Source organism: Bordetella sp. (assembly GCF_057362025.1).
In genome coordinates this window covers 51,390-74,270 of sequence record NZ_JBMQQZ010000002.1, presented here as the reverse complement: position 1 = coordinate 74,270, position 22,881 = coordinate 51,390, and the positions used below count along the sequence as shown (strand labels likewise).

Annotated in this window: 19 protein-coding genes and 1 pseudogene; 7 read left to right on the top strand and 13 right to left on the bottom strand. The window is 64.7% G+C overall.

The window, feature by feature from the left end; translation table 11 throughout:
- Nucleotide 1: 1 nt before the first annotated feature.
- Together ACO1P8_RS00410 and ACO1P8_RS00405 are read right to left on the bottom strand one after the other, a co-directional pair.
- Nucleotides 2–919: an ABC transporter permease gene (locus ACO1P8_RS00410; RefSeq protein ID WP_486293978.1), complete on the bottom strand. Its 918-nt coding sequence runs from the start codon at nucleotides 917–919 to the stop codon at nucleotides 2–4.
- 72 nt (nucleotides 920–991) lie between these two features.
- Nucleotides 992–2,563: an ABC transporter substrate-binding protein gene (locus ACO1P8_RS00405; protein ID WP_486293977.1), complete on the bottom strand. Its 1,572-nt coding sequence runs from the start codon at nucleotides 2,561–2,563 to the stop codon at nucleotides 992–994.
- A gap of 310 nt (nucleotides 2,564–2,873) precedes the next feature.
- On the opposite strand from ACO1P8_RS00405, the gene ACO1P8_RS00400 reads away from it, so the two are divergent.
- Complete coding sequence (locus tag ACO1P8_RS00400; protein ID WP_486293976.1) at nucleotides 2,874–3,926, top strand: serine hydrolase domain-containing protein; 1,053 nt, start codon at nucleotides 2,874–2,876, stop codon at nucleotides 3,924–3,926.
- A gap of 252 nt (nucleotides 3,927–4,178) precedes the next feature.
- Here the strand turns inward: ACO1P8_RS00400 and ACO1P8_RS00395 are convergent, their stop codons facing one another.
- Together ACO1P8_RS00395 and ACO1P8_RS00390 are read right to left on the bottom strand one after the other, a co-directional pair.
- Entirely contained in the window at nucleotides 4,179–5,909 is a 1,731-nt protein-coding gene (locus ACO1P8_RS00395) for an ATP-binding cassette domain-containing protein (RefSeq protein ID WP_486293975.1), read from the bottom strand.
- Nucleotides 5,906–7,591, bottom strand: coding sequence for an ATP-binding cassette domain-containing protein (locus ACO1P8_RS00390; RefSeq protein ID WP_486293974.1), 1,686 nt, complete (start codon nucleotides 7,589–7,591; stop codon nucleotides 5,906–5,908). Before ACO1P8_RS00390 ends, ACO1P8_RS00395 begins: the two co-directional genes overlap by 4 nt.
- A gap of 138 nt (nucleotides 7,592–7,729) precedes the next feature.
- On the opposite strand from ACO1P8_RS00390, the gene ACO1P8_RS00385 reads away from it, so the two are divergent.
- From ACO1P8_RS00385 to cydX, 3 genes are read left to right on the top strand one after another with little or no spacing between them, the layout of a single operon-like run.
- Nucleotides 7,730–9,292: a cytochrome ubiquinol oxidase subunit I gene (locus tag ACO1P8_RS00385; RefSeq protein WP_486293973.1), complete on the top strand. Its 1,563-nt coding sequence runs from the start codon at nucleotides 7,730–7,732 to the stop codon at nucleotides 9,290–9,292.
- A 10-nt stretch (nucleotides 9,293–9,302) separates the two neighbouring features.
- Nucleotides 9,303–10,451, top strand: coding sequence for a cytochrome d ubiquinol oxidase subunit II (cydB, locus tag ACO1P8_RS00380; protein ID WP_486293972.1), 1,149 nt, complete (start codon nucleotides 9,303–9,305; stop codon nucleotides 10,449–10,451).
- A gap of 15 nt (nucleotides 10,452–10,466) precedes the next feature.
- Nucleotides 10,467–10,583, top strand: a complete 117-nt coding sequence (cydX, locus tag ACO1P8_RS00375; protein ID WP_094841432.1) for a cytochrome bd-I oxidase subunit CydX — start codon at nucleotides 10,467–10,469, stop codon at nucleotides 10,581–10,583.
- A gap of 86 nt (nucleotides 10,584–10,669) precedes the next feature.
- Here the strand turns inward: cydX and ACO1P8_RS00370 are convergent.
- From ACO1P8_RS00370 to ACO1P8_RS00360, 3 genes and pseudogenes are all read right to left on the bottom strand, one after another.
- Nucleotides 10,670–10,957: pseudogene (locus tag ACO1P8_RS00370) on the bottom strand (hypothetical protein); the annotation flags it as partial.
- A gap of 292 nt (nucleotides 10,958–11,249) precedes the next feature.
- On the bottom strand, nucleotides 11,250–12,488 hold the full coding sequence (gene amt / locus ACO1P8_RS00365; RefSeq protein ID WP_486293971.1) for an ammonium transporter: 1,239 nt from the start codon (nucleotides 12,486–12,488) through the stop codon (nucleotides 11,250–11,252).
- A gap of 33 nt (nucleotides 12,489–12,521) precedes the next feature.
- Nucleotides 12,522–12,860 carry a P-II family nitrogen regulator gene (locus tag ACO1P8_RS00360; RefSeq protein ID WP_094841435.1) on the bottom strand — a complete coding sequence of 113 codons (339 nt, stop codon included), beginning with the start codon at nucleotides 12,858–12,860 and terminating at the stop codon, nucleotides 12,522–12,524.
- A gap of 399 nt (nucleotides 12,861–13,259) precedes the next feature.
- Here ACO1P8_RS00360 and ACO1P8_RS00355 point away from each other — a divergent pair, with 399 nt between their 5' ends.
- Nucleotides 13,260–13,544, top strand: coding sequence for an accessory factor UbiK family protein (locus tag ACO1P8_RS00355; RefSeq protein WP_486293970.1), 285 nt, complete (start codon nucleotides 13,260–13,262; stop codon nucleotides 13,542–13,544).
- Nucleotides 13,545–13,562: 18 nt separating this feature from the next.
- Here ACO1P8_RS00355 and ACO1P8_RS00350 read toward each other — a convergent pair whose 3' ends face one another.
- Nucleotides 13,563–14,132 carry a LysR substrate-binding domain-containing protein gene (locus ACO1P8_RS00350; protein WP_486294104.1) on the bottom strand — a complete coding sequence of 190 codons (570 nt, stop codon included), beginning with the start codon at nucleotides 14,130–14,132 and terminating at the stop codon, nucleotides 13,563–13,565.
- A 142-nt stretch (nucleotides 14,133–14,274) separates the two neighbouring features.
- Here ACO1P8_RS00350 and ACO1P8_RS00345 point away from each other — a divergent pair, with 142 nt between their 5' ends.
- Complete coding sequence (locus ACO1P8_RS00345) at nucleotides 14,275–15,345, top strand: Ldh family oxidoreductase (RefSeq protein ID WP_486293969.1); 1,071 nt, start codon at nucleotides 14,275–14,277, stop codon at nucleotides 15,343–15,345.
- 237 nt (nucleotides 15,346–15,582) lie between these two features.
- A complete protein-coding gene (locus tag ACO1P8_RS00340; RefSeq protein WP_486293968.1) occupies nucleotides 15,583–17,097 on the top strand; it encodes a YifB family Mg chelatase-like AAA ATPase in 1,515 nt (504 codons plus the stop codon).
- Nucleotides 17,098–17,175: 78 nt separating this feature from the next.
- On the opposite strand, the gene ACO1P8_RS00335 is transcribed toward ACO1P8_RS00340, so the two are convergent.
- The 5 genes from ACO1P8_RS00335 to ACO1P8_RS00315 all read right to left on the bottom strand — a co-directional run bounded on the left by ACO1P8_RS00335 (nucleotide 17,176) and on the right by ACO1P8_RS00315 (nucleotide 22,716).
- The gene (locus ACO1P8_RS00335; protein ID WP_486293967.1) at nucleotides 17,176–18,723 is read right to left on the bottom strand and encodes an alkaline phosphatase D family protein; all 1,548 of its coding nucleotides are present in this window, start codon (nucleotides 18,721–18,723) and stop codon (nucleotides 17,176–17,178) included.
- Between the two features lie 266 nt (nucleotides 18,724–18,989).
- Nucleotides 18,990–20,132 (bottom strand): hypothetical protein, encoded by a 1,143-nt coding sequence (locus ACO1P8_RS00330; protein WP_486293966.1) that lies wholly within the window; start codon nucleotides 20,130–20,132, stop codon nucleotides 18,990–18,992.
- Nucleotides 20,129–20,881 (bottom strand): hypothetical protein, encoded by a 753-nt coding sequence (locus tag ACO1P8_RS00325; RefSeq protein ID WP_486293965.1) that lies wholly within the window; start codon nucleotides 20,879–20,881, stop codon nucleotides 20,129–20,131. Before ACO1P8_RS00325 ends, ACO1P8_RS00330 begins: the two co-directional genes overlap by 4 nt.
- Before the next feature lie 297 nt (nucleotides 20,882–21,178).
- Complete coding sequence (locus ACO1P8_RS00320) at nucleotides 21,179–22,015, bottom strand: IclR family transcriptional regulator (RefSeq protein WP_486293964.1); 837 nt, start codon at nucleotides 22,013–22,015, stop codon at nucleotides 21,179–21,181.
- Nucleotides 22,012–22,716 carry a flavin reductase family protein gene (locus tag ACO1P8_RS00315; RefSeq protein ID WP_486293963.1) on the bottom strand — a complete coding sequence of 235 codons (705 nt, stop codon included), beginning with the start codon at nucleotides 22,714–22,716 and terminating at the stop codon, nucleotides 22,012–22,014. Before ACO1P8_RS00315 ends, ACO1P8_RS00320 begins: the two co-directional genes overlap by 4 nt.
- Between the last annotated feature and the right edge of the window lie 165 nt (nucleotides 22,717–22,881).

The following is a 22,881-nucleotide window of genomic DNA, read 5'->3' as shown; positions in this document are numbered from 1 at the left end:
GTCACGACACCCGGATACGCGGGTCGAGCCAGGCGTTGGCCACGTCGGCGGCCAGCGTCAGCAGGACGTAGATGACGGACAACAGCAGCACGATCAGCTGCATGACGGGGAAGTCCTTGAACGTGATGCTCTGGTAGGCCAGGTAGCCCAGGCCGTCGAGCGCGAAGATGGTTTCGATCACGACCGAGCCGCCCAGCAGGTAGCCGAGCTGCACGGCGGCCAGCGCGACGACCGGAACGATGGCATTGCGCAGTGCGTGCTTGAAAATAACCTTGCCGGCCGGCAGGCCCTTGGCGCGCGCCGTACGGATGTAATCCGCGTCCAGGACCTCGATCATTCCGGCGCGGATAAGGCGCATGAAGGCCGGCGCCACGTAATAGCCCAGGGCGATGGAAGGCATGATGAAATGCTTCCAGGTACCGCTGCCCGATACCGGAAGCACGCGCAGGGTCAGCGAAAACAGCATGATCAGCAGCAGCGCGAAGAAGAAGTTCGGCAGTGCCTGGCCCAGCACCGCCAGCGCCAGGCAGATGCGGTCAATGATGCTGTGCTTGTACAGGGCCGCCAGTACGCCGAAGGGCACGGAAATCAGCAGCGCTACGCCCAGCGAGTACAGGCCCAGCAGCAGCGTGGTCTTGAGCTTGGACAGGATGAGCGGCCCCGCGTCGGTCTTGAAATACACCGAGGTACCGAAATGGCCGCGCAGGATATCCCACAGCCAGCTCAGGTATTGCACGGCGATGGGACGGTCCAGGCCGTAGGCCTTGCGGATCATGTCGATATCGGCCTGCCGCGCGCCTTCGCCGGCCAGCGCAACGGCGGGATCGCCGGACAGGTGCAGCAGCAGGAAAGCCAGGATGGAAACGGTCAGTGCCACCAGTATGGCCAGTCCCAGCCGACGGATCGTGAAGCCAAGCATATCGTTTCCCCATCGTGCGGATCGCGGGCGACCCGGATCGCCCCGGGCCGCGTCGGCACGCCTGTCGCGGCGCTACTTCCAGCTCATCTCCCAGAAACGGACCAGCTCGTCCGGATAGGGCTTGAAGTTCACATCCTGGCTGGCGACGTAATAGACGGGCAGCGACCACAGCGGTACGGCATAGGCGTGCTGCGCGATCAGGTCCAGCGCCTTGCGGTAGGCGTCGTCGCGCCGGGTCGGGTCGATGGTGCGGTCGCCTTCGTCCAGCAGCGCCTTGACCTGCGGATCGCGGTTGATGTCGTCCGATCCGAAAGCGAAGTACACCGGCGTCGAGGCCGACACGTCATTCACCAGGTTCGAACCCCAGGTCTGGTGCGTCAGCGAGGCCTTGCCGGCGCGGATCATGTCCCGCATCGCGGCGTACTGCAGGAAATTGAGCTTGGCGCGGATTCCCACCGCGCGCAGGTAATTGATGATGGCCTCGGTCTGGTTGCGCTCGCGATAGGCCACGATGTCGATGTCGAAGCCATTGGGGTAGCCCGCCTCGGCCAGCAGCTTCTTCGCCTGGGCCGGGTCGTAGTTGTAGACGGGCGCGCCCTTATCCGTGCAGCCGACCTGCGAGGGCGTGCAGATGGTGTTGAGGATCTTCGCGTCGCCGCCGACGATGTTCTTGATGATGGACTCGCGATCGATGGCGTGGGCGATCGCCTTGCGCACGCGCTCGTCCTTCAGTTGCGGGGCGGGCGTATTGGGCAAGGTGTTCATCTGCATGAACACGATGCGCATCGTGTTGCCGCTGACGACCTGGAGATTGGGCATGCCGGCGATCTGCTCGGCCTGGTCCTTGGGCACGCTCATGATGAAGTCTTCCTGGCCGGAAAGGACTTCCGCCATTTGCGTCTGGCGATCCGGAATGAAGCGGATCACGACCTTGCCGATTTTGGGTTGTGGCTTGGGCGAATCCTTGAAGTAATCGGCGTTGCGCACCAGCGTGATGGACTTGCCTGGCTGGTAATCGACGACCTTGTAGGGGCCCGAGCCCACCGGCTTGGCATTCATGCCGGCGGGGCCGACCTCCTTGTAGTACTTCGCGGGGTGGATGGCCACGGTGGTGGACAGGTATTCCTTGGCGGCCGGGAAAGGTGCCTTGGTATGGATGCGCACGGTGTACTGGTCGATTTTTTCGACGTGGTCTATCCATTGCACGTTCTGCTGCGTCGTGGCTTTGTTCTTGGGGTCGGCCACGAAGTTCAGGGTATAGACCACCGAATCGGCGTCGAAATGTTCGCCGTTATGGAACGTGACGTCTTTGCGCAGCTTGAACTCCAGTGTCTTATCGTCGATCTGCTTCCAGCTTTCGGCGAGTTGGCCCTTGTATTCGTTGGTGAGGGGATCGCGGTAGAGCAGGGTGTCCCACACGTTGGCGGCGATGATGACGCCGATGCGCACGTTATTGAAATACGGATCGACGCTTTCGGGAGCCTGGTCGTAGGCCATGCGCAGCGTATCGTCCTGCTTCCCCGCCCAGGCGGCGGACGCGGCACTCAGGGCGAGGACGGCGGCGATCGCCGCGATGGACCGGCGCAGCGGCGCGATGGAAGGTGTGGAAGGCGGGACAACAGGAACAGCGCGACGAACGGGCATTTTGGCTCCTATCTGGACCACGAACGGTTGCGGCGAGATGCCGCGGTGCTGCGCGTATCGATTGACTTGCTGCGTGTCCCTTGCCCGCTCGCCTTGCGGGCGGCCGCGGGCATGGGGGAATGCCCTAAAGCACCATGTCAGGACTATGGGATAGAGTGGTGCGGCCGCGGCAATGGCATGTGCCGCGGATTCATGGGCATCGGCATGCCGGCTGTCTTTGTATAACAGAGCGTACGCCAGCCCCATCCATGTTTTCCCTGAACGCGGTCCATGCGCCGCGCCTTTCGATCATCGCTCCGCGGATATCTTTATGAACAACGCGCTCATGCAGGAAGCCATACAGTTTGCCGACGAACACGAATCCGCGTGGGACCGCACGGTCGACGGCGTGTGGGGAGTCCATCAGAACGATCCGCCGCCGTGGAACCGCCTGCTCGGACCGGTGCACGACCGGGGGCCCGTATCGGGCACGGTGGTCGTCGACGGCAGGACGCTGGCGTCCTGGGGCGAGCCGCGGCGGGCGGACCTGACCTTCAGCGTCGCCAAGATGTACCTGGCTTTGCTGGCCGGTGTGGCGCACGACAGGGGCTTGCTGCCCGACGTGGACGAGCCCGTGCGCACGCGCGTGCCGGGCATCGGTTTCGACGATGGGCAGAATGCCGCCATCACCTGGCGGCAGCTTTTGCAGCAGACCAGCGAATGGGAGGGCGAGCGATTCGGCGTGCCGGACCAGGTGGATCGCTATCGAGCGGTCACGTTCGGCGAACCGCCGGACGGCAAGAAAGGCGATGCGCGGCCGCTGCGCAAGCCCGGGACGTACTGGGAATACAACGACGTGCGCATCAACCAACTGTCGTTCGCGCTGCTGCATCTGTTTCGCCGGCCATTGCCGGACATTTTCCGGGAGGCCATTACACGTCCGATCGGTGCCAGCGAAGACTGGCAATGGGTGGGCTATGACAATGCCTGGGTGGAGATCGATGGCCAGCGCATGCAATCGGTCCCGGGCGGGTCGCATTGGGGCGGGGGCATGTCCATCAGCAGCGTGGATCAGGCATTGATCGGCCGCCTGCTGCTGGACGAGGGCATGGCCAACGGCAGGCAGGTATTGTCGGCGGAATGGATACGGGCCATGCGCACGCCATGCGCCATCGCACCGTACTACGGTTTCCTGATCTGGCTGAACCACGAACGGAAGGTCTTCCCCAGCGTGCCCGCGTCGAGCTTCTTCGGGGTGGGCGCGGGCAGCTCCTTTACCTGGGTGGAACCGGAGCGCCGCATGGTGGTGGTGGTGCGCTGGCTGAATTCCGCACACGCGGATGCATTCTTCGGCAAGGTGCTGCGGGCCGTCGACGCGGCATGAGCGTGGACGTCCGCCAGGCGCGCCTTGAATGCCCGGGCCGAATCGGTATCGATTCCGCGACGGTCGGGGTTCGCGGTGAAGGGGTGCCCGACCGTCCTGCCGGTCACGTAGCGGGGAACCATATCCTCGATCCATCGGGCCATTTCGATGATGGCGTCATGGAGCTGGCGCGCGGCGCGGTTGTCCATGCCGCCGCTGCGCAACGCCGCGCAGTCGCGACGCGAGCGTTTACGGACTATCAAGAAAACAAAATCAATGCAGTGCGATCAGCGCGCGGCACAGGCGTAGCGGAGCGGGTCGGTGGCTGACCAGCAACAGGCCTTGGCCGGTATCCCGTAGCCTTTGTTCCAGCGCGTCGATCAGGGCGCGCTCGGTGGGCGCGTCCAGTCCTTCGGTCGGTTCGTCCAGGAGCAGCCACGGCGCCGGCCGCAGCAGAGCGCGCGCCAGCGAGAGGCGCCGGCATTCGCCTCCGGACAGCGCGACGCCGCCGTCGCCGACCCAGGTAAGCAGTCCGTTCGGCATGGCGCGCACGCGTGCGTCCAGCTGCGCGTCCGCCAGCGCGCGCCAGAGGATACTCTCGTCCGCGAGCGGCGCGGCCAGCCGCAGATTGTCCGCGATCGTGCCGGTGAGGATCCGGGCTTCCTGGGGCGCGTAGGCAAAGCAGGATCGAGCCCAGCCCATGGCGCCGCCCTCCACGGCTCGTCCGCCGACACGGAATTTTCCCGCTTCGGCCACACGCAAACCCAACAGGCTCTCCAGCATGGCAGTCTTGCCGCAGCCCGACGGACCGACGATGCCGACGCGGTCGCCCGGTCGGAAGTGCCTGCCGTCGATTTCCAGTGCGGGGCTTTCGCCAGATGTCATGACGCCTGCGTCCCGTGCCGGCGATGCGGCCGTGTCGCCGGGCGCCTGCGTCGCGACGGCTGCTCCGGATCGCGGGCAGGACGGGGCTCGGCCCATCGCGGCGTCCAGGCGCGCGGTGGCTTCTTGCAGCGCGCCTTGCTGCTGCGCGGCCTGCAGCATGGGGGCGACGCCTTCCATCGCGGCCAGCGACGCCAGTACGGCCAGCGCCATCGAGGGCAATGTCGCGGCAGCGGCCACGGCCGCGACGGCGAGCACCGTCGCGGCGGTGATGCCCGCGTGCAGGGCCGCCATATCGGCTTCCGCCTGATGGCGGCGCAGGACGGCTGCGCCGAGCTCGGCGTCGCGCGCCATGATGGCGTCCACCGCGCGCGGCACCAGCCCGAAGCAACGCAGCTCCGCCGTGGCCGGCAGGTATGCCCCGACGACCTGCTTCAACGCGCCCGAGGCGCGCAGCGCATCGCGCCCGGCCGCGTCGCACCCCCGCCGCGCCAGGCGGCGTCCGATGATGAGTTGGGATGCCATGCCGGTTGCGAAGATCGCGGGGGCCCAGGGAGAGACCAGCGCCAGGACGGCCACCGCCGTGCCCATGGCGGTAGCCGCCACCCAAGGTGCCGGCCGCCGTACGAAGGCGGCTTCGACGGCAGCGACGTCCTGCACCAAGCGGGCCGAGGCTTCTCCGCTGGATAGCGCGAGCGCGTCCCGTGGCTGCGCGGCCGCGATGCCCGCGAACAGCGCGGGGCGCAGTTCGGCAAGCGCGGCGAGGGCGGCGCGATGCCCGAACAGCCGTTCGCCGTAGCGGCCCGCGGTCCTCAATATCGCCAGGCCACGCATGCCGGCGCTGGGCAGCAGGTAGTTGAAGGCCTGGACGGCCGCGGGCCCGGCGCTGCCGGCGAGCGCGGCCCCGGCGAGGAACCAGCCCGACAGGCCCAGCAGCAGCGTGGCGCCGCTGGCCGCGATCGCCCCGCATGCCGCCGCCAGGGCCAGTTCGCCGCGCCGCCGGCTGGCCTGAATGTGCAGGAACCGTTCCACCGGGGAGCCGTGCCGTTGTTGCGCCGGATCTTCCACGACGACATCGCGGCGTGCCGGCATTCCGGCAGGGAAACGCGTGGACAGGTTCATGCCAGCCTCACCGTGTGCGATGCCGCCGCCGCCAGCGCGTCGGAATGGGTTGCCGCGATCACGGTGCGGCCACGGGCCGTCTCGCCGATCAGCCGCACCATCGCTTTCTCGGCGGCGCTGTCCAGGTCCGCCGTGGGTTCATCCAGCAGCAGCAGGGGTGCGGGTTTCAGCAGTGCGCGTGCCAGCGCCAGGCGGCGCCGCTCGCCGCCGGACAGTCCCGATCCCCGTTCGTTCAGCACGGTGTCGCCGCCGTTCGAGCGTCGCCGCAGCGCCGGCCCGAGGCCGACGCGCATCGCCATGGCGAGCGCAGCTTCGCGTGTTATGCCGGGGGCGGCGGCCATCAGGTTCTCCAGTATGGTGCCCGGCAGGAAAACAGGCGCCTGGCCCGCCCAGGAAATGCCTTCCGGGCCGGTTGCCTGGATCGCGCCATGCCCGTTGCCGATGGCGATGTCGCCGGATTTGAGGGGAGCTCGTCCCATCAGGGCTGCCAGCAATGTGGTCTTGCCGGTTCCGGTCGGCCCCTGGATGACGGTAAGCGCGCCGGCCGGCGCGTCCAGGTCGACCGGGCCGATGTCGAGGTCGCCGGCGGCGACGATGGCGGCACGGTAATGCACGGCCGGCGCGGCCAGGTCGGCCGGGTGCGAGCGAAACCTTGCATCGGCATTGCCTTGCGGCTGCTCGGCCAGGGGCGCGGACAACGCTTGCCACAGCGGCTGCAACCGGCTGGCGGCGGCCTCGCCGAGCTGTTTCTCGTGATAGGCGGCCGCCACCCGCCGCAACGGCGCATAGAACTCCGGTGCCAGGGCCAGCGCATAGAACGCCGCCGGAAAGTCCAGCGCTTCCGGCGGTTTGAAGGGCAGCAGGCCCAGCAGCGAGAAGCCGCAGTACACGGCTACCAGAGCAACGGAAATCGCGGAGAAGAACTCCAGCGCGGCTGAAGAGATGAACGCGATGCGGAGCACGTTCAAGGTGCGGCGGCTGACATCCCGAGCGGCGGTGCCGACGCGCGCGGTTTCGGCCGCCTCGGCCTGGAAAGCGAGGATAACGGGGAGGGCGCGCACGCGATCGACGAAGTGGCCGGACAGGCGTGCCAGGGCCTCGAATTGCCGCGTGGCCTCCATGCTGGCGGCGCCGCCCGCCAACGCCATGACGGCCGCGAACGGGACCAGCGTCGCCAGCAGGATGGCGGCGGCCACCGGACTGGCCGGGGCCACCGCGGCCGCAATCAGCAGCGGGCCGATGCGCGCCTCCAGTTCCGCGGGGCGGTAGCGGCTGAAGTAGCCGTCCAGCGCTTCGATCTCGTCGACGATGGCGGACATGGCCACGCCGGTGGCGGTACCGGGCAGTGTGTCGGCCAGCGCCGCGCTGGCGGTCTGGCGGCGCAGCCGCGACTTGATGTGGAATGCCTGCCACGCCGCGGCGCGCGCGATTGCCCGCGATAGCCATATCCGCCCCCCGGTGGCGGCCGCCAGGCCCAGCAGCGCGCCGGCTGACGCGGCCTGGACGAGGACTTCGGTCAATGCCAGTGCCCATGCCGCCACGCAGCCCGTGTACAGGGCCGTGAGCAGGGCCACGCGGCGGCTGGCGCGGACATCGCCGCGCGCAAGCCCTCGCAGGCTGGCGGCGGTGGCGGCACGGGCGGCGGGCGCCGGCGGAGCGGCATGGCGGGATTCAGCGGACATCGACGTGCACTCGGGGACGGGGCGTTAACAGGCCCTAGCAGTGTGCCCGCGTATTTTCGCGCCTCGTTTGAGCTAAGTCATGGAGCGGGCCGAAAGCCGGCCCTACGATGTCGCCGTTACGTATTCAAGGCCGATCCCATGGACGTAGTCGAACTGTCCCGCCTGCAATTCGCCCTGACGGCGATGTACCACTTCCTTTTCGTCCCGCTGACGCTGGGCCTGTCCTTTATCTTGGTCATCATGGAGAGCATCTATGTGATGACCGACAAGCCCATCTGGCGGACGGTCACCCGCTTCTGGGCCACCATCTTCGGCATCAACTTCGTCCTGGGTGTGGCGACCGGCCTGACTATGGAATTCGAGTTCGGCACCAATTGGTCGTATTACTCGCATTACGTGGGCGATATCTTCGGGGCGCCGCTGGCCATCGAGGGGCTGATGGCCTTCTTCCTGGAGGCCACCTTTGTCGGACTGATGTTCTTCGGCTGGGAGCGCCTGAGCAAGCGCGGCCATCTGTTCGTGACTTTCATGGTGGCCCTGGGCTCCAATCTGTCGGCATTGTGGATTCTTATCGCCAACGGTTGGATGCAGAACCCGGTGGGCGCCATCTTCAATCCGGACACCATGCGCATGGAGGTCAGCAGCTTCCGCGAAGTGCTGTTCAATCCGGTTGCCCAGGCCAAGTTCGTGCATACCGTCAGCGCCGGCTACGCCACCGCATCGGTGTTCGTGCTGGGCATATCCGCATGGATGCTGCTGCGCGGGAAATGGCGGGGCGTCGCTCAGCGTTCCTTCGCCGTGGCGGCATCCTTCGGGCTCGCATCCGCGCTCTCGGTGGTGGTGCTGGGCGACGAAAGCGGCTATGCGCTGACAGATAATCAGAAAATGAAGCTGGCCGCGCTGGAGGCCATGTGGGAAACCGAGCCGGCACCCGCGGCCTTCACTGCCTTCGGTATCCCCAGCCTGGCGGACCGCAAAACCTATGCGGAGGTGCAGATCCCCTACGTGCTGGGATTGATCGCCACGCGTTCCATCGACCGGCCCGTGGCCGGCATATTCGAGCTGGTCGCCGTCGCGCAGTCGCGTATCGAAAGCGGCGTGCAGGCCTACGATGCCCTGGAGCGCCTGAAGCGGGATCCCGGCGACACCGCCGCGCGAGCGCAGTTCGAACGGCACCGGCACGATCTGGGGTACGGCCTGCTGCTCAAACGCTACGTCGACGACCCGCGCAAGGCCGACGCCGCCACCATCGAGAAGGCCTCGTGGGACACCGTGCCCAATGTGCCGGTCATGTTTTGGGTCTTCCGCATTATGGCCCTGATCGGTTTCCTGCAGATCGCGGTATTCGGTGTGGCGTGCGTCATGGCGGCGCGCAGGCGTTTCGATGCGCGCTGGCTGTTGCGCACCGCCGTATTGATCATGCCCTTGCCGTGGATCGCGGCCGAAGCGGGCTGGGTTCTGGCTGAACTGGGCCGCCAGCCCTGGGCGGTGGATGGCGTGCTGCCGACCTTCCTGGGTGTCTCGAGCCTGACCGTTGCCCAATTGTGGACCACGATCGTCGGTTTCACGCTGTTGTACGGCGCGCTGGCCGTCGTCGAGGTCGGCCTGATCGTGCGCACCGTCAAGCGCGGTCCCTATGGCCATTACGAGCCGACGCCACGGGCGCCGGACGCGACCGGAGGCCTGGCGGCCGCGGAATAAGGAAACGGATATGGAAATTCCCCTCGATTACCCGACCCTGCGCGTCATCTGGTGGGCGCTGATGGGTGTGCTGCTGATAGGTTTTGCGCTGACCGACGGATACGATCTGGGTGTTGCGGCGCTGCTGCCCTTCGTCGCCCGCGACGACCGGGAGAGACGCATGGCGATCAATGCCATCGCTCCCACGTGGGAAGGCAACCAGGTGTGGTTCATCCTGGGCGGCGGCGCGATCTTCGCGGCCTGGCCTTTCGTCTACGCCGTCAGCTTTTCCGGTTTCTACCTGGCCATGTTCCTGGTGCTGGCCGCGTTGATCCTGCGGCCGGTCGGATTCAAGTACCGTTCGAAGCGGACGGCGCCCGCCTGGCGCAGCGGCTGGGACTGGGCGCTGTTCGTGGGCGGCCTGGTTCCTGCGCTGGTCTTCGGCGTTGCCGTGGGCAACGTGCTGCTGGGTGTGCCGTTCCGTCTGGACGGCGACCTGCGCGCCACGTACGAAGGCGCCTTCCTGGGCCTGTTCACGCCGTTTTCGCTGCTTTGCGGCCTGCTGTCCGTGGCCATGCTCGTCACCCATGGCGCCGCCTGGCTGACGATGAAGGTCGAGCACGGCGCGGTCCGCGACAGGGCGCGCCGCATCGGTTCGTTCGCCGCGCTGCTGGCGATCCTTCTCTTCGCCGCGGGGTACGTCTTCGCCGCGCATGGCGGCCTGGGCTATCGCCTGGAAGGACTCGCCGATCCGGCGGGCCCCTCCAATCCGCTGCGTGCCGGCGCGCTTGCCGCTCCCGGCGCCTGGCTGGACAACTTCCGTGTCTATCCGTGGATGCTCGTGGCGCCCGTCCTGGGCTTCGCCGGCGCGCTGCTGGCGCTGATCGGCATCAGGAGCGGCCGGGAATGGGCTGCCTTTGCCGGTTCGTCGCTGTCGGCGGCGGGCATCATCGCCACCGTGGGCCTGTCCATGTTCCCGTTCATCCTGCCCAGCAGCGTGGACCCGCGATCCAGCCTGACGGTATGGAACGCGTCCTCCAGCCATATGACGCTGTTCATCATGCTGGTCGTGACGGTGGTGTTCCTGCCTATCGTGCTGCTGTATACGGCATGGGCGTTCAAGGTGATGTGGGGACGGTCCACGATCAAGGCGCTGTCCACCGATCCGGACCTTTACTGAAACAGGGAGCGAGGCATGTGGTATTTCGCGTGGGTGCTGGGGCTGGGCCTGGCGGTGTGTTTCGGCATCCTGAATGGAATCTGGCTGGAGTATCACCAGCTCGACGGCGCCGAGACGGGGCGGGAAGAGTAAAGCCGTCCCCCCCCCGGGAACGGCTCGATGGGATCCCGGGTTCACACCGCGTCCGGCGCGAGCCGCGCGGCGAGTCGGCCGGCTTGTCAGCGTTTGCCGGCCGTTTTTGCCGCGCGTTTTCGTCCGCCCAGGGGGGGCCGGCGCGAGGCTTTCGCAGACGGATGGATGACCATTGTGTCTTCCGGCGTCAATACCCGGCCTTCCTGCGAGCGAAGCTCCAGCGTCTGGACTGGGCCACCCGTCGCCTTGTCGACGAGAACGGCGTGCGCTTCGTCCGGTTCGAAGAAATACGCGTCGCCCCATTGACGCAGGGCGACCAGCAGCGTGAACAGGCCGCGTCCTTTTTCCGTTAGCACGTAGTCCTGGTATGCACTGGCCGCCCGCAGGCGTCCCTCGTGCTGTCCATGATGGTTGCAATGTAAAACCACGCTCGAGGTAGCGCAACCGGTTGTGGTTTGAAGTCAGATTGGCCGCAGTCACATCCATCGGCAGAAATGCCGCGATGAACGGATACGCAGATCGGGCGCGATCGCGACCGCGACTGCGTACTTTTTTGGACGGGCCTGAACGAGCTTGTCCGTTGCGGCGCCGGCCAAAAGAAAAGGGCGCTCCGCCGGGAGCGCCCTTTTCACTTCGGGATTGCCTTATACGAGGCGATTCATGCGATCAGCTGTGATAAGCGGATTCGCCGTGGCAGGTCGTGTCCAGGCCCTCGCGTTCGACGTCTTCCGGCACACGCAGGCCGCACACCATGTCGGCGATCTTATAGGCGATCCAGGCGACGACGCCGGACCACACCAGCGTCAGTACGACGCCTTCGAACTGCACCCACAGCTGGCCGCCGATCTCGCCGGCCGTCTTCAGGCCGGGGCCGCCCAGCACCTGCGCATTGAACACGCCGGTCAGCAGCGCGCCGGTGATACCTCCCACGCCGTGCACGCCGAACACGTCCAGCGCATCGTCGGCCTTGAGCAGGCGCTTGAGGCCGTTGACGCCCCACACGCAGATGACGCCGCCCGCGATGCCGATGATGAAGGCGCCGACCATGCCGACCAGTCCCGCGGCGGGTGTAATCGCCACCAGGCCGGCGACGGCGCCGGAGGCCGCACCCAGCATGGAAGGCTTGCCCTTCAGCGCCCATTCCGTGAACAGCCATGCCAGCACGGCGGCGGCGGTGGCGATCATCGTGTTGAAGAAGGCCAGCGTGGCCTGCTCGTTGGACATCAGCGCGGAACCCGCATTGAAGCCGAACCAGCCGGTCCACAGCAGCGAAGCGCCGATCATCACCATGGGAAGGTTGTGCGGCTGCATGGACTCGCGTCCGTAGCCCACGCGTTTGCCGATGACATAGGCGCCGACCAGGCCGGCGATACCGGCGTTGATGTGCACCACGGTGCCGCCCGCGAAGTCCAGGGCGCCCTTGGCGTTCATCAGGCCGGGCACGGTGGGCGAAGCGAACCACACCATGTGCGCGATGGGCACGTAGGCGAAGGTAAACCAGATAACGGTGAACAGCAGCACCGCGGAAAAGCGCGCGCGCTCGGCGAAGCTACCGACGATCAGGGCGCAGGTAATGCCGGCGAACGTCGCCTGGAAGGACGCGAACAGGATTTCGGTCAGCGATCCCGTCATGGCGTACTTGCCGTCGGCGGGGGAGAACATGCCCGAGAAAAAGACGCGGGAGAAGCCACCAAAGTAGGCGTTGCCTTCGGTGAAGGCAAGCGAATAGCCGTAGACGAACCACAACACCAGGCCAACGACGAAAGTCCCCATCACCTGCATCAGGACCGACAATACATTCTTGCTGCGTACCAGTCCGCCGTAGAACAGGGCGAGGCCGGGCACTGCCATCATCAACACCAGCAGTGTCGAGACCAGCATCCACGAGATATCTGCTTTATCCATTTGTTATGGCTCCAGTAGCGTCCTTATTGGTGTTTACAGTGCTGCTTCGCCGGCTTCGCCCGTACGGATACGAATAACCTGTTCGAGCGCGGCGACAAAGATCTTGCCGTCGCCGATTTTTCCGGTACGCGCGGCTTGTTCGATGGTTTCGATGGCTTGTTCGACCAGGCTGTCCGGCACGGCGGCTTCGACGCGCAGCTTGGGCAGGAAGTCCACGGCATATTCAGCGCCGCGATAGAGTTCGGTGTGGCCTTTCTGCCGGCCGAAGCCCTTGACTTCCGTTACCGTCAGTCCCTGGACACCGATTCCGGACAAAGCCACACGCACCTCGTCGAGCTTGAAGGGCTTGATGATGGCGATGATGAGTTTCATGGCTGGTTCCTCTCTTGGTTGCACGTTGGCCCTGCGTGTAAAGCAAATTCGGTGCCACTTTTTTAGGCCTGGGCAGACGGTGTTTTGCCGACGGCGCGTGCGCGCATGCCGCCCAGAGGCACCGAATTGGTGCGCACCGTATGGAGGCGTGCTCGTTCGTGGTGCATTTCGGGGTGCGTGCAAGCGCGGGCTAGCCTCGCTGCGGGGGGGGTTATGTAGCAAATTGCTGCGGCATCACCGGCCGAAGGCGGTGTTCCGGGCGGCATTGCTCACACAGGTAACACTCTGCGACCGGGCGCCCATAGGGGTTCCGGGCGGATACGCTTCCGCCCGACATTCGCGCCCCGACGCCCGACGCTCTACACTGACGCTTATCGACGGATTCGGTGTGAGGAAGCCATGAATGCCACGCAATGGATGGAAGACCTGCAGAAAAACATTTCGGACCTGATCGCCCGCAGCCCCGCGGCCGACCTGGAACGCAATGTGCGCGCCATGATGGCCCAGGGATTTTCGCGGCTGGACCTGGTGACCCGTGAAGAATTCGATGTGCAGGCGGAGCTGCTCGCCCGCACCGTGGCCCGGGCCGACCAGCTGGCCGCCCAGGTAAGCGCGTTGGAAGCGCGCATCAATGCGCTCGAAGCCGAGCAGGGAAAGAAGACGTCCTCCTCCATCCAGGAGTAGGGCTGGCGCCTACGGCTTTCAGCAAGCCCGCGGGGCGCGCGGCGCGGTATTCGCCGGTTCCCCTGCTTCGGACGGCGATCCCGCATGGGTTTCGGCCAGGCGCGTCAGGAATTGCCGCGTGAGGAATTCCAGCAGCGTGCGCCCGGACGCCGACAGGGTGTGTTCGGATCGATAGGCAATCAGGATGCGCTTGTTGGCCCATGCGTCCGACAGGGGCACCGCGACGATGTTCAGAATGTCCTGATACATATCGGCCAGCTGCTTCAGCACGAAGGAAATCCCCAATCCGGCGTGCACCATGCGGCACAATGCATCGAAGCTATTGACGCGTATCTTCATGCGAATATCCCTGCCGATCAGCGCGGCCTGTTGCGCCAGTTTGGTGTTATAGGCGCTTTCCGCGTGCAGCTCGATCAGGCGCTCGTCCAGGACGTCGGCGAAACTCAGCGTGGGCAGCCGCGCCTTGCAGCCCCGAGGCGAAACGGCCCAGCGCCGTGCCCATGTGTTGCAGTTCCGCGAGTGCCGCCGCGGCGTGGTGCAGCACGGTTTCTGCCGCCGCGGTCGGCCTAATGCCGCACGGCGAACGATAGAGCAGAGGGACGCCCACGGCTTTTCCAGGTCCGAGGGCGGGCCATGGTCGCCCGCATGGAAACAGCTGGGCAGCCCATGTATTCGTACGCCGCATCAGGACGTCCGCTCGCGATCGACATCGACATTCACAGGAATCATCATGGAAAACTCTATAGCTGCCCAGGAGGGCGGCAAGCGTGTGGATCCCGCGCGCATGCGCGAACTTGCCGCCTCCGTCTATGAAAGCGCGGGCGTACCGGCCGACGATGCCATGCTCGCCGCCGATACCCTGGTGCAGGCCGACCTGTGGGGCCACCAATCGCACGGCATGTTGCGCCTGGGCTGGTACTACGCGCGGCTGCGATCCGGCGCGATGAAGGCCGTGACGCAAACGCATATCGCAGTGGATGCCGGCGCGGTCGCCGTCATGGACGGCGGCGATGGCGTGGGCCAGGTCGTGGCGCGCCGCGCGGTGGACGAGGCCGTGGGACGTGCGCGCAAGCATGGCGTGGGCGTCGTCTCCATCCGTAATTCGAATCACTTCGGCACCTGCATGTACTACACGCGCATCGGCGCGGAGCAGGGTTGCGTCATGATGCTGATGAGCAACGCGGGGCCCAATATGGCGCCCTGGGGCGGGCTGAAGAAGAAGATCGGCACCAACCCGTGGTCCATCGCCGCGCCGGGCGGCAGCCATCCGCCGGTGGTCATGGATATGGCCAATTCCGGGGTCGCGCGCGGCAAGATCTACCTCGCCAACAAGCGGCGCGAGCCGATTCCCGCGCATTGGGCGATCGATGCCCAGGGCAATCCGACCACCGATCCGAAGGCGGCGCTGGAAGGATTCATTCTGCCCATGGCCGGACACAAGGGCTATGTGATGGGCGTCATGGTCGACGTATTGTCCGGCGTGCTGTCCGGCAGCGAGTTCCTGGACCGTGTCCACGGTCCCTATGACCCCGTCAATCGCAGCGGCGCGGGTCACCTGATGATTGCCTTGAACGTGGCGGCCTTCCAGCCCATGGAAGAATTCAACCGCCGCATCGACGCCTATATCGCATCGCTGAAGGATGTCCCGGTTGCGCCGGGACATCGCCAGGTCTATTACCCCGGCGAAATGGAGGTACAGGCCGACGCGGAGAACCGCGCGCGCGGTCTGGCGCTTCCCGCCGATACGATGGCCGACGTCGAACGCGTTGCGCGCGAGGCCGGCGTGCCGTTCCCGTTTTGACCCAGAAAATGGAGCAGACATCATGAACTGCAGATTCGTCATACAGGCCGGTATCGCGCTGTGCGCGCAGGCGTGGACCGGCCAGGCCGTCATTGTCGAAAAGGGCCGGCGGCTGCGGGTCACCTGCTGTATGTCGCGCGGCCTGGGCCCGGGGCAATGCCGGATTCATCCCGCCCGGGCGATCCGCCCCATGGGTTCTATGCATACTGCGCTTTTGTTTTCGAGGAAAGCGCGCCCATGAGTCTTGCCGTTTTGAACAGCCGGGCGTTGATCGGGCTGCGTGCGGTGCCCGTGCGCGTGGAAACCCATCTGGCGCCTGGCTTGCCGTCTTTCACGGTGGTGGGACTGGCTGACGTGGCGGTACGCGAAAGCCGTGAACGGGTGCGCGCGGCCATCCAGAACAGCGGTTTCGAATTTCCTGCCGGCCGCCTGACCGTCAGCCTGTCGCCGGCGGATCTGCGCAAGGAGTCCGCGCGTTTCGATCTGCCGATCGCCGTGGGCGTTCTGCTGGCGTCCGGGCAAATCGCCATGCCGGAACTGCGGGACCGGTCCGGGCCGACATGCCTGTCCGGCCTGGTCCTGGCCGGCGAGCTTTCCCTGACCGGTGTGCTGGTGCCGGTCGCGGCGCCGCTGGCCATCGCCCTGGGCGTGGTCGGCGAGCAGCCCGACGCGACCTTGGTGCTGCCGTCCGCCAGCGCGGCCCAGGCTGCCCATGTGGAAGGCCTGCGAGTGTTGTCGGCGCGCACGCTCGCTGACGTGGTCGGACATCTTTGCGCCACCGAGACGCTGCCGCGCGCCGCGCCGGCGCCTTGGCCGCCGGCGCCCGACGGGCCCTGCCTGTCCGATGTGCGCGGGCAGGGCGGTGCCCGCCGCGCGCTGGAGCTCGCGGCAGCCGGTGGCCACAGCCTGTTGATGGTGGGGCCGCCGGGTGCCGGCAAAAGCATGCTCGCGCATCGGCTTCCGGGACTGCTGCCGAGGTTGTCACATGGCCAGGCTCTGGAGGTAGCCGCCATCGCGGGGCTAGCGGCGGGCGATGCCCTATTCAGCGCGCGGCCGCCGTTCCGGGCGCCGCATCATTGCGCGACTGCCGCCGCCCTTGTGGGCGGCGGGGCACGGCCGCGTCCGGGCGAAATCAGCCTCGCCCATCACGGCGTGCTGTTTCTGGACGAACTGCCGGAGTTCGACCGACGCGCCCTGGAGGCATTGCGCGAACCGTTGGAATCGGGACGGGTGTCGATCGCCCGCGCCGCGCATACCCTGGAGTACCCGGCCCGCTTCCAGCTGATCGCAGCCATGAATCCCTGCCCGTGCGGCTGGCGCGGCCATCCGCGCATCCCATGTCGCTGCACGCCGGAGCAGGCGGACCGCTACCGCTCCCGGCTATCCGGTCCCTTATTGGACCGCATCGACCTGCAGATCGAATTGCCGCCACCGGACCCGGACTGGATGGACGCGCCGGCGGGCGAAGAATCCGCCGCGGTGCGGGCACGCGTGCTGGCGTGTCGCGAGCTGCAGCTGGGCCGGCAGGGAAAACTGAACGCATGCCTGGACGCGCGCGAACTGGATACGCATTGCGTGCTGTCCGAAGAGGCACGCGGGTTGTTCAGGCGCGCGATGGTCAGCCTGAATGCGTCCGGCCGGGCGGCGCATCGCGTGCTCAGGGTCGCGCGGACGGCGGCGGATCTGCAAGGCGCGCGGCGGGTGGAGGCCTGCCATATTGCGGAAGGCGTTCAGCTGCGGCAACCGCTTTGATCCGCGAACCGTCGTCCGTTCCATCGCATTGGCTGTGGGCCGTTTTCTTACGAGGGGTACGGTTTTCCGGCCCCGGCGCTATGTGCCTCTTATGGTGACAGGGTGTATGGCCAGGAGGTGATTCGAGAATCCATTTCCAGCTTCCGCGCGCCAGGTGGCCCAAAGCCGCAGGTCGCTGTCGGTCTCCATGGCCAACCAATTGCGAGCCGCCAGAATCCGCGACCGGTGTCCAGGAAACAGCATCATTTCCACCGTGTATTCCGAGTCGATGTCCTGTTTATGATTTGCCGCTTCGTTCAAGTATGCGAGGAACGCCTTTTCGAAAAGTCCCGTTAATGTGGGATGCACTACGCCCGAGGCCGTGAGCTGATGGACCCGCAGGCAATTCGTTCCGGGGGTCGCGTCGTTGCGTGCAACGTAACCCCAAGCGGCAACATGAACATCGCCGGAAACAAGCGTGACCCTGAGCTGGCGCAGGCATGCAGCTTCTATCAGGTTCCGGAATAGGCGCTTTCGTTCTCCGTCGTGGCTGTCGTGACTCCAGTGATCCTTCAGATCATCGGCATTGCTTTCCTTCACGTGTTCCGAGCCTGTCAGGTCGAATACATTTTCAGCGAGCGTGAGCTTTGGGTGGACTGCCGGAACACTGGATAGAACAAGGACATGGTGGCATCCGCGACGCCCCGTGTCCCGAAGCCACGTCAACATCGACTGCCATGAAGCAGGGCCGAGGATTTGGGTAAACGAGCGCTCGGTCCGCAGGTCCATGACGACGATCTCTATCGGCCCGACCGCGTGCGTGTAAGAGAACCCTGGTTGCATTGGCAGGAACGGCAGCATCAATGGATCGCCCTTTTTGCGTACCTTTTCCCAGTCGACGTTCTCGAAATCCGGATCGTCGGTTGCGCTCAACGGAGTGCGTTCCACGAGAGGTGGAAGGTCATCGATCGAATGCTGCAACTGAAAAACCCAAAACGTGCGCCTGGCTGCTCGAAACAGTGCTTGAAATACATCCGAGCTCTGCATCGCCGCACTGTAGGAACCCCATCCATCGAAGATGTCATGGTCATCCCACATCATGATGGTGGGAATGGAGGCGAGCGCGCCGGGGCATTCGGAAAGGCGTTGTTCCTGGCTCCATCCCTTCAATCTCTGCGGCAGCCACCGCTCGACATAGCGTTTGATGTAATAGCCTTCAACCTCGTCATGCGCCCCCTGCGGCAGCGTGTGATGCACTTGCTCGTCCCTCGATAGCCCAAGCCAATACTTCAGCGCGTCGATGTCTTCCCAGATGGAGTCCATATAAATCTGATCTCCACCCATCAGCAGCAAATGGAAGCGTTGCCAGCCATGGACATGCGTTCGCGACTCATGCCAACGCTGCTCCTTATCGAGCCGGTACTCCTTTTCTGGATCCCGGAAGAAGACGTCATGATTGGCGAGCAGGTCCTGCCACACAAAAGCGAGCGGATTTCGCATGTTTCGGACAACTTTCGGCTCCGAAAAACCGTTGCAGGACACGTAGGCAAGCCGCGGCGGGGCATTCTTGGCCGGTACCGTAAAGTGCCAGCCCTTGGTGCCCATGATTCCGTAATTCACACGGCGCTCTTTATCTGCCAGCTTCACGGAACAGTCGTATCGAAGGATGTTGAGCCCTCCGGTCATCCAAAGGCTGAGCGGAGGCGGGCATCTCTGTCCTTCAACCGCGAAAATGGGTATTGCGGCGTTTTCGGGAATGGCAATAAGCGCCGTCAACTGCCATGTCGCGGCGTGTCTATCGATCTTTAGGCCTCGAAACGATAAGACAGGACCCAGGAGCAATTCCGAAAGTCTCGAATCCATTCCAGGTCCCCTATGGTCAAAGGCTCGGCGTGGGGAGGCATTATGGCTGGTCAGGGACCGGGTGCCGCAACGCTGGCGGGTGTGGGACCGCCTACCGGCGTGGATGCACGCCCTTGTCCGCCATGGGCCGGGACGAGAACACGCTCGATCATCTCGACGAATTCCGCTGCGATCAAGTCATAGCCGCGAGCCGTCGGATGGATTTCGTTAGCCCAGTAGCGATCCCGCACGCCAGGATCCGGCGAGGCAGGGGGGATCATGTTCCTGGTGTCCAGAACGTGATAATTCACGAGCTTCGCGGCGGCGATGATCTCGTCGTGCAACAGGTCGATTAGATGCTTGCTGAGCGGCAGCCAATCGGCCGGCGGGACCTGATACGCGAGCAAGGACTTGTACAGCCAGGGACCAGATAAGCCCGCGCCGACGTTTCGCGGCTGCGGGATGGCATAGCAATGAGTGAAAATCGGAACGTTCCGGTTCTTCGCGCTTCCCGCCCGCACGCTATCCAATGCCCGGTATTGCTCCAGCATATGCTCGCGGAATTTCGCCCAGCCGTCTGGGGAGACATACCTGTCGATCGGCCCCGTGCTTGCACGCTCGGCTTTGGTCAGCAGCAGTCTCTCGGCTGCCAGGTTGGGCACGCCATTGGCGTCTTCGGGCAGGATCGCCAACGCGGCAATGAGATCGTTACCCCCCGCAGACAATAGGAGCCCGTCCCACTGTTCTTCCAGGTTTGGGGAAGCGAAGTATCGAAAAAAATACGGGTCTCGACGCCACTCGACCATGTGCGTCAGTACATCGCCGGGGTAGGCGCAGCTTAGAATGACCGAGTCCTCTGAGAAGTTCAACCTTCTAAGCAGCGAAGTGGAAAGGAATAACTTATTTATGGAGAACCAGGAGTCCCCTTGAGCTATCAGCTTCAACCTTGACGAAGTGAGATCTGCTGGAGGATCGGTACGAAGGTCCGAAACCGTCAGATAGCGCGCGAGTGGCATGATGTCCTCCTCAAGGTGAAGCGGTACCGTGAGGAACGTGTTGCCTTTCCAATGAATTCCTCGCGTCGATTCGGCGGCTGATGGAAGATCGGACGCAAGCAGATGATAGGTATCGCTGAACGGCCTGTCATTCACCAAAAGGTTGGCCCGGTCACTATTCGTTTGGGCTGCTCTCGCGTCCGAGCGCCAGGGATTCAACTGCCCGGCGTTCCTGTGTTTCGTCGCTCCAAGGCATCGAGGACAAGATGAAAGAGCTCATCCACGCGGTTTGTCGCGCCAAATGAATAGGGCGGGGAGCCCCATGACGGTACGTAGTTCCATGCGTAGAAAATGACGGGTGGATCCGTGCGTTCCAGTTCCTTTCCTCCATTCTCTCTCTCGGACAATCGATTCAATTGGCTTATCAGATCGCATCCGCCTGGGTCTTCCGGGCTATCGGATTTTGGGCAATCCGCCTGTGGTGTCTCTTTGCGGTATAGATCCGAGATGATGAGATTGTAGTGTCCGCCATTAAGCATCGTCATGGCTTGCATCGTGCTTGTTGCAGTGTCGACGATGAGTCCCAACGATACGAGCGCGCGGCGAAGCGCGAGATTCCTTGCTGGGTTGTCGTCCAGCCAGAGCACCGTAGCGTCGAATAATTCCCGGGGAGTGCGTTCGATCCTCGCCTTAAGGGTGTCCGGTATTGACTGGTCTTGCGCCGCCGCCGCCTGGATCAACTGCTTCTGTGCGATCTCGATTTGTATGATTCCTACCCCGAGCTTCATGGCACGTCCTTGCTCCAAGGTATGCAATAGCGGTCTCGCGAAGAGGAATAAGAGACAGGCCGCGAGTGCAATCCAGGCCATTTGAGGCGTAAGTTTGAGCAGCTCTAGCCAGATGGCCCTATCCTTCGCTGCCGTTTTGGAACGGGCGTCGTCGTTGTGGGGGGCGGGAGAGGTATCCATGCGAATATCACTCCAAATGCGGGAATCAGGCCGGGGCGCTCAGCACCACTCACATTGCAATATGACATCGACGATGGCGTTACCGTTCGCGGAATGTCGCGACACGTATACGCTTCATTGCTTCGAAGCGCTATCGCTCTTAGGTATTGAGGAGCAGGCTGCAATGGCGCCAAGCGGGCCATGCCGATCCCGCGACTACGGGCAAGCTCAGCACCGGTTCGCTCACCGGCTAGTCGGCGAAGCTCGTCATGTCGTGGCAACTGTCGATGTCGATCGGGCTTTGATATGTCTTCCGCTTCAGGCCGGCCTTTTGTCGGCGTTCGATCTAGGAGGTCGCCCAGGTCCACCCGTCGAGGTTTCCCCATATCGCCGCGCGATGGACTCCGCGGCCAGTCGCATCTGTCGAACGACTTCCGTGTAGCGGTCCTGCATGAGCCGGTTGGCCATGGCGGTGACGGTGACAGCGCCCAGGGCGTTGCCGTCCGGCCCCGGGACAGGGATCGCCACGGCGCTCGTCCCCGGCATCAGGCCCGCGGGCGCATGGGCCACGCCGGTGGCGCGAGCGGTCGCCACGCGGGCGAGGATGTCTTCCTGCTTTTCGCCCAGCACCGACAGCCGTGCCGCATTGGCCGCCACAAGGGCGGTGCTTTCGCGCGGCGGCAGACTGGCCAGCAGCGCCACGCCGGACACGCCCACACCCAGCGGTCGACGTACGCCGACTTCGATGGACAAGACCTGGATGGGATGATGTCCCGTACGCCGACCGATACAGATGGAGTCGTGGCCGTGGCGTATGCTCAGGAACACGGTGTCGCCGACCTGATGCGCGAGTTCGGTCAGGTAGGGGTCCGCGAGGGTCAGCAAGGGGAAGCGCCGGGTGCGCGCCAGACCCAGCAGGTTGATCTCCGGGCCGACCAGATATCGCCGCGTTTCCGGATCCTGTTCGATTGCGCCTTCCTGCGCCAGGGTCTTCAGCAGGCGATGCACCGTCGGCCGGTTCAGGCCCGACATCCGCACGAGATCGATCAGGCGGACGCCGCGTTCCTGGCCACAGGCCACCAGGCGCAGTATGGCCATCGCGCGGCGAACGGTTTGCGCGCCGGCGGGGGTGTCGTCGGCGGACGTCTCGGTCATGGCACTTCTTTCGAAGCCGGGGCTTGCGCGGATGCGGGTGCCGCCGCGTCGTCGGCCGACCCGGCCGCGGGCGCGGTGTCGCGCGGCATGATGGACTTCGGCGTCTGGCGCACGGCTTTTTTGGTAACGATCGTCCCGAGCGACGCATAGTTGGGCCCACCCAGGCGACACACCGGCCGCAGGCGTTCCGTTTCGATCTTGCCGTCGCGTGCCAGTCCGTCGCGGATGTGAAAGACCAGCACTTCACCGACGAAGAATTCCGCACCGGTGTCGCCGTACGGCGTGACGCTGTGGAAGCGGCATTCCAGGCTGATGGGGGCGGCGGCCAGGCGGGGAGTGGCTATCGTTTCGCCGGGCAGGGTGTCCAGTCCAAGGAGTTCGACCTCGCTGATTTCCGGAGGATGCTCTTCCGCGCTGGCATGTATGGCATCGAGCAGCGTCTCGTCCCCGATGTTCACCACGAAATGGCGATGCGCCAGGATGTTGTTCGCGGTGTCCTTGCGCTGTCCGGCCTTGCGTCCGATGCTGATACCCACCATCGGCGGCATGTTCGAGACGAAGGTGAAGCAGCTGAAGGGCGCGAGGTTGACCTTGCCGCCCGGCCCCAGGCTGCTGATCCACGCAATGGGACGCGGCACCACGATGCCGGTCATGAGCTTGTAGATCTGTTCAGGCGTGAGTTCGGGTGTGGCGATGCGCATGGTGGATGTCGATTTAGCGTCCAATTATTGAACCATTTATCGGTGCCGCACAGTGACGGGCGGAAACCCTGTCACGTTATTTTCGATATTTTCTTTACGATCATCCTAGCGGGCTGCTTATGGGTTCCGCATTTTGTTCCATTATTTGGACTTTTTGCGGACTTC

Coding starts and splice junctions, on each gene's coding strand:
- ACO1P8_RS00320 (WP_486293964.1), bottom strand. CDS start 22,015: ATGACCGAGACGTCCGCCGACGACACCCCCGCCGGCGCGCAAACCGTT.
- ACO1P8_RS00395 (WP_486293975.1), bottom strand. CDS start 5,909: ATGAACCTGTCCACGCGTTTCCCTGCCGGAATGCCGGCACGCCGCGAT.
- ACO1P8_RS00405 (WP_486293977.1), bottom strand. CDS start 2,563: ATGCCCGTTCGTCGCGCTGTTCCTGTTGTCCCGCCTTCCACACCTTCC.
- ACO1P8_RS00360 (WP_094841435.1), bottom strand. CDS start 12,860: ATGAAACTCATCATCGCCATCATCAAGCCCTTCAAGCTCGACGAGGTG.
- ACO1P8_RS00315 (WP_486293963.1), bottom strand. CDS start 22,716: ATGCGCATCGCCACACCCGAACTCACGCCTGAACAGATCTACAAGCTC.
- ACO1P8_RS00400 (WP_486293976.1), top strand. CDS start 2,874: ATGAACAACGCGCTCATGCAGGAAGCCATACAGTTTGCCGACGAACAC.
- ACO1P8_RS00325 (WP_486293965.1), bottom strand. CDS start 20,881: ATGGATACCTCTCCCGCCCCCCACAACGACGACGCCCGTTCCAAAACG.
- ACO1P8_RS00410 (WP_486293978.1), bottom strand. CDS start 919: ATGCTTGGCTTCACGATCCGTCGGCTGGGACTGGCCATACTGGTGGCA.
- ACO1P8_RS00345 (WP_486293969.1), top strand. CDS start 14,275: ATGGAAAACTCTATAGCTGCCCAGGAGGGCGGCAAGCGTGTGGATCCC.
- amt (WP_486293971.1), bottom strand. CDS start 12,488: ATGGATAAAGCAGATATCTCGTGGATGCTGGTCTCGACACTGCTGGTG.
- ACO1P8_RS00340 (WP_486293968.1), top strand. CDS start 15,583: ATGAGTCTTGCCGTTTTGAACAGCCGGGCGTTGATCGGGCTGCGTGCG.
- ACO1P8_RS00355 (WP_486293970.1), top strand. CDS start 13,260: ATGAATGCCACGCAATGGATGGAAGACCTGCAGAAAAACATTTCGGAC.
- cydX (WP_094841432.1), top strand. CDS start 10,467: ATGTGGTATTTCGCGTGGGTGCTGGGGCTGGGCCTGGCGGTGTGTTTC.
- cydB (WP_486293972.1), top strand. CDS start 9,303: ATGGAAATTCCCCTCGATTACCCGACCCTGCGCGTCATCTGGTGGGCG.
- ACO1P8_RS00385 (WP_486293973.1), top strand. CDS start 7,730: ATGGACGTAGTCGAACTGTCCCGCCTGCAATTCGCCCTGACGGCGATG.
- ACO1P8_RS00390 (WP_486293974.1), bottom strand. CDS start 7,591: ATGTCCGCTGAATCCCGCCATGCCGCTCCGCCGGCGCCCGCCGCCCGT.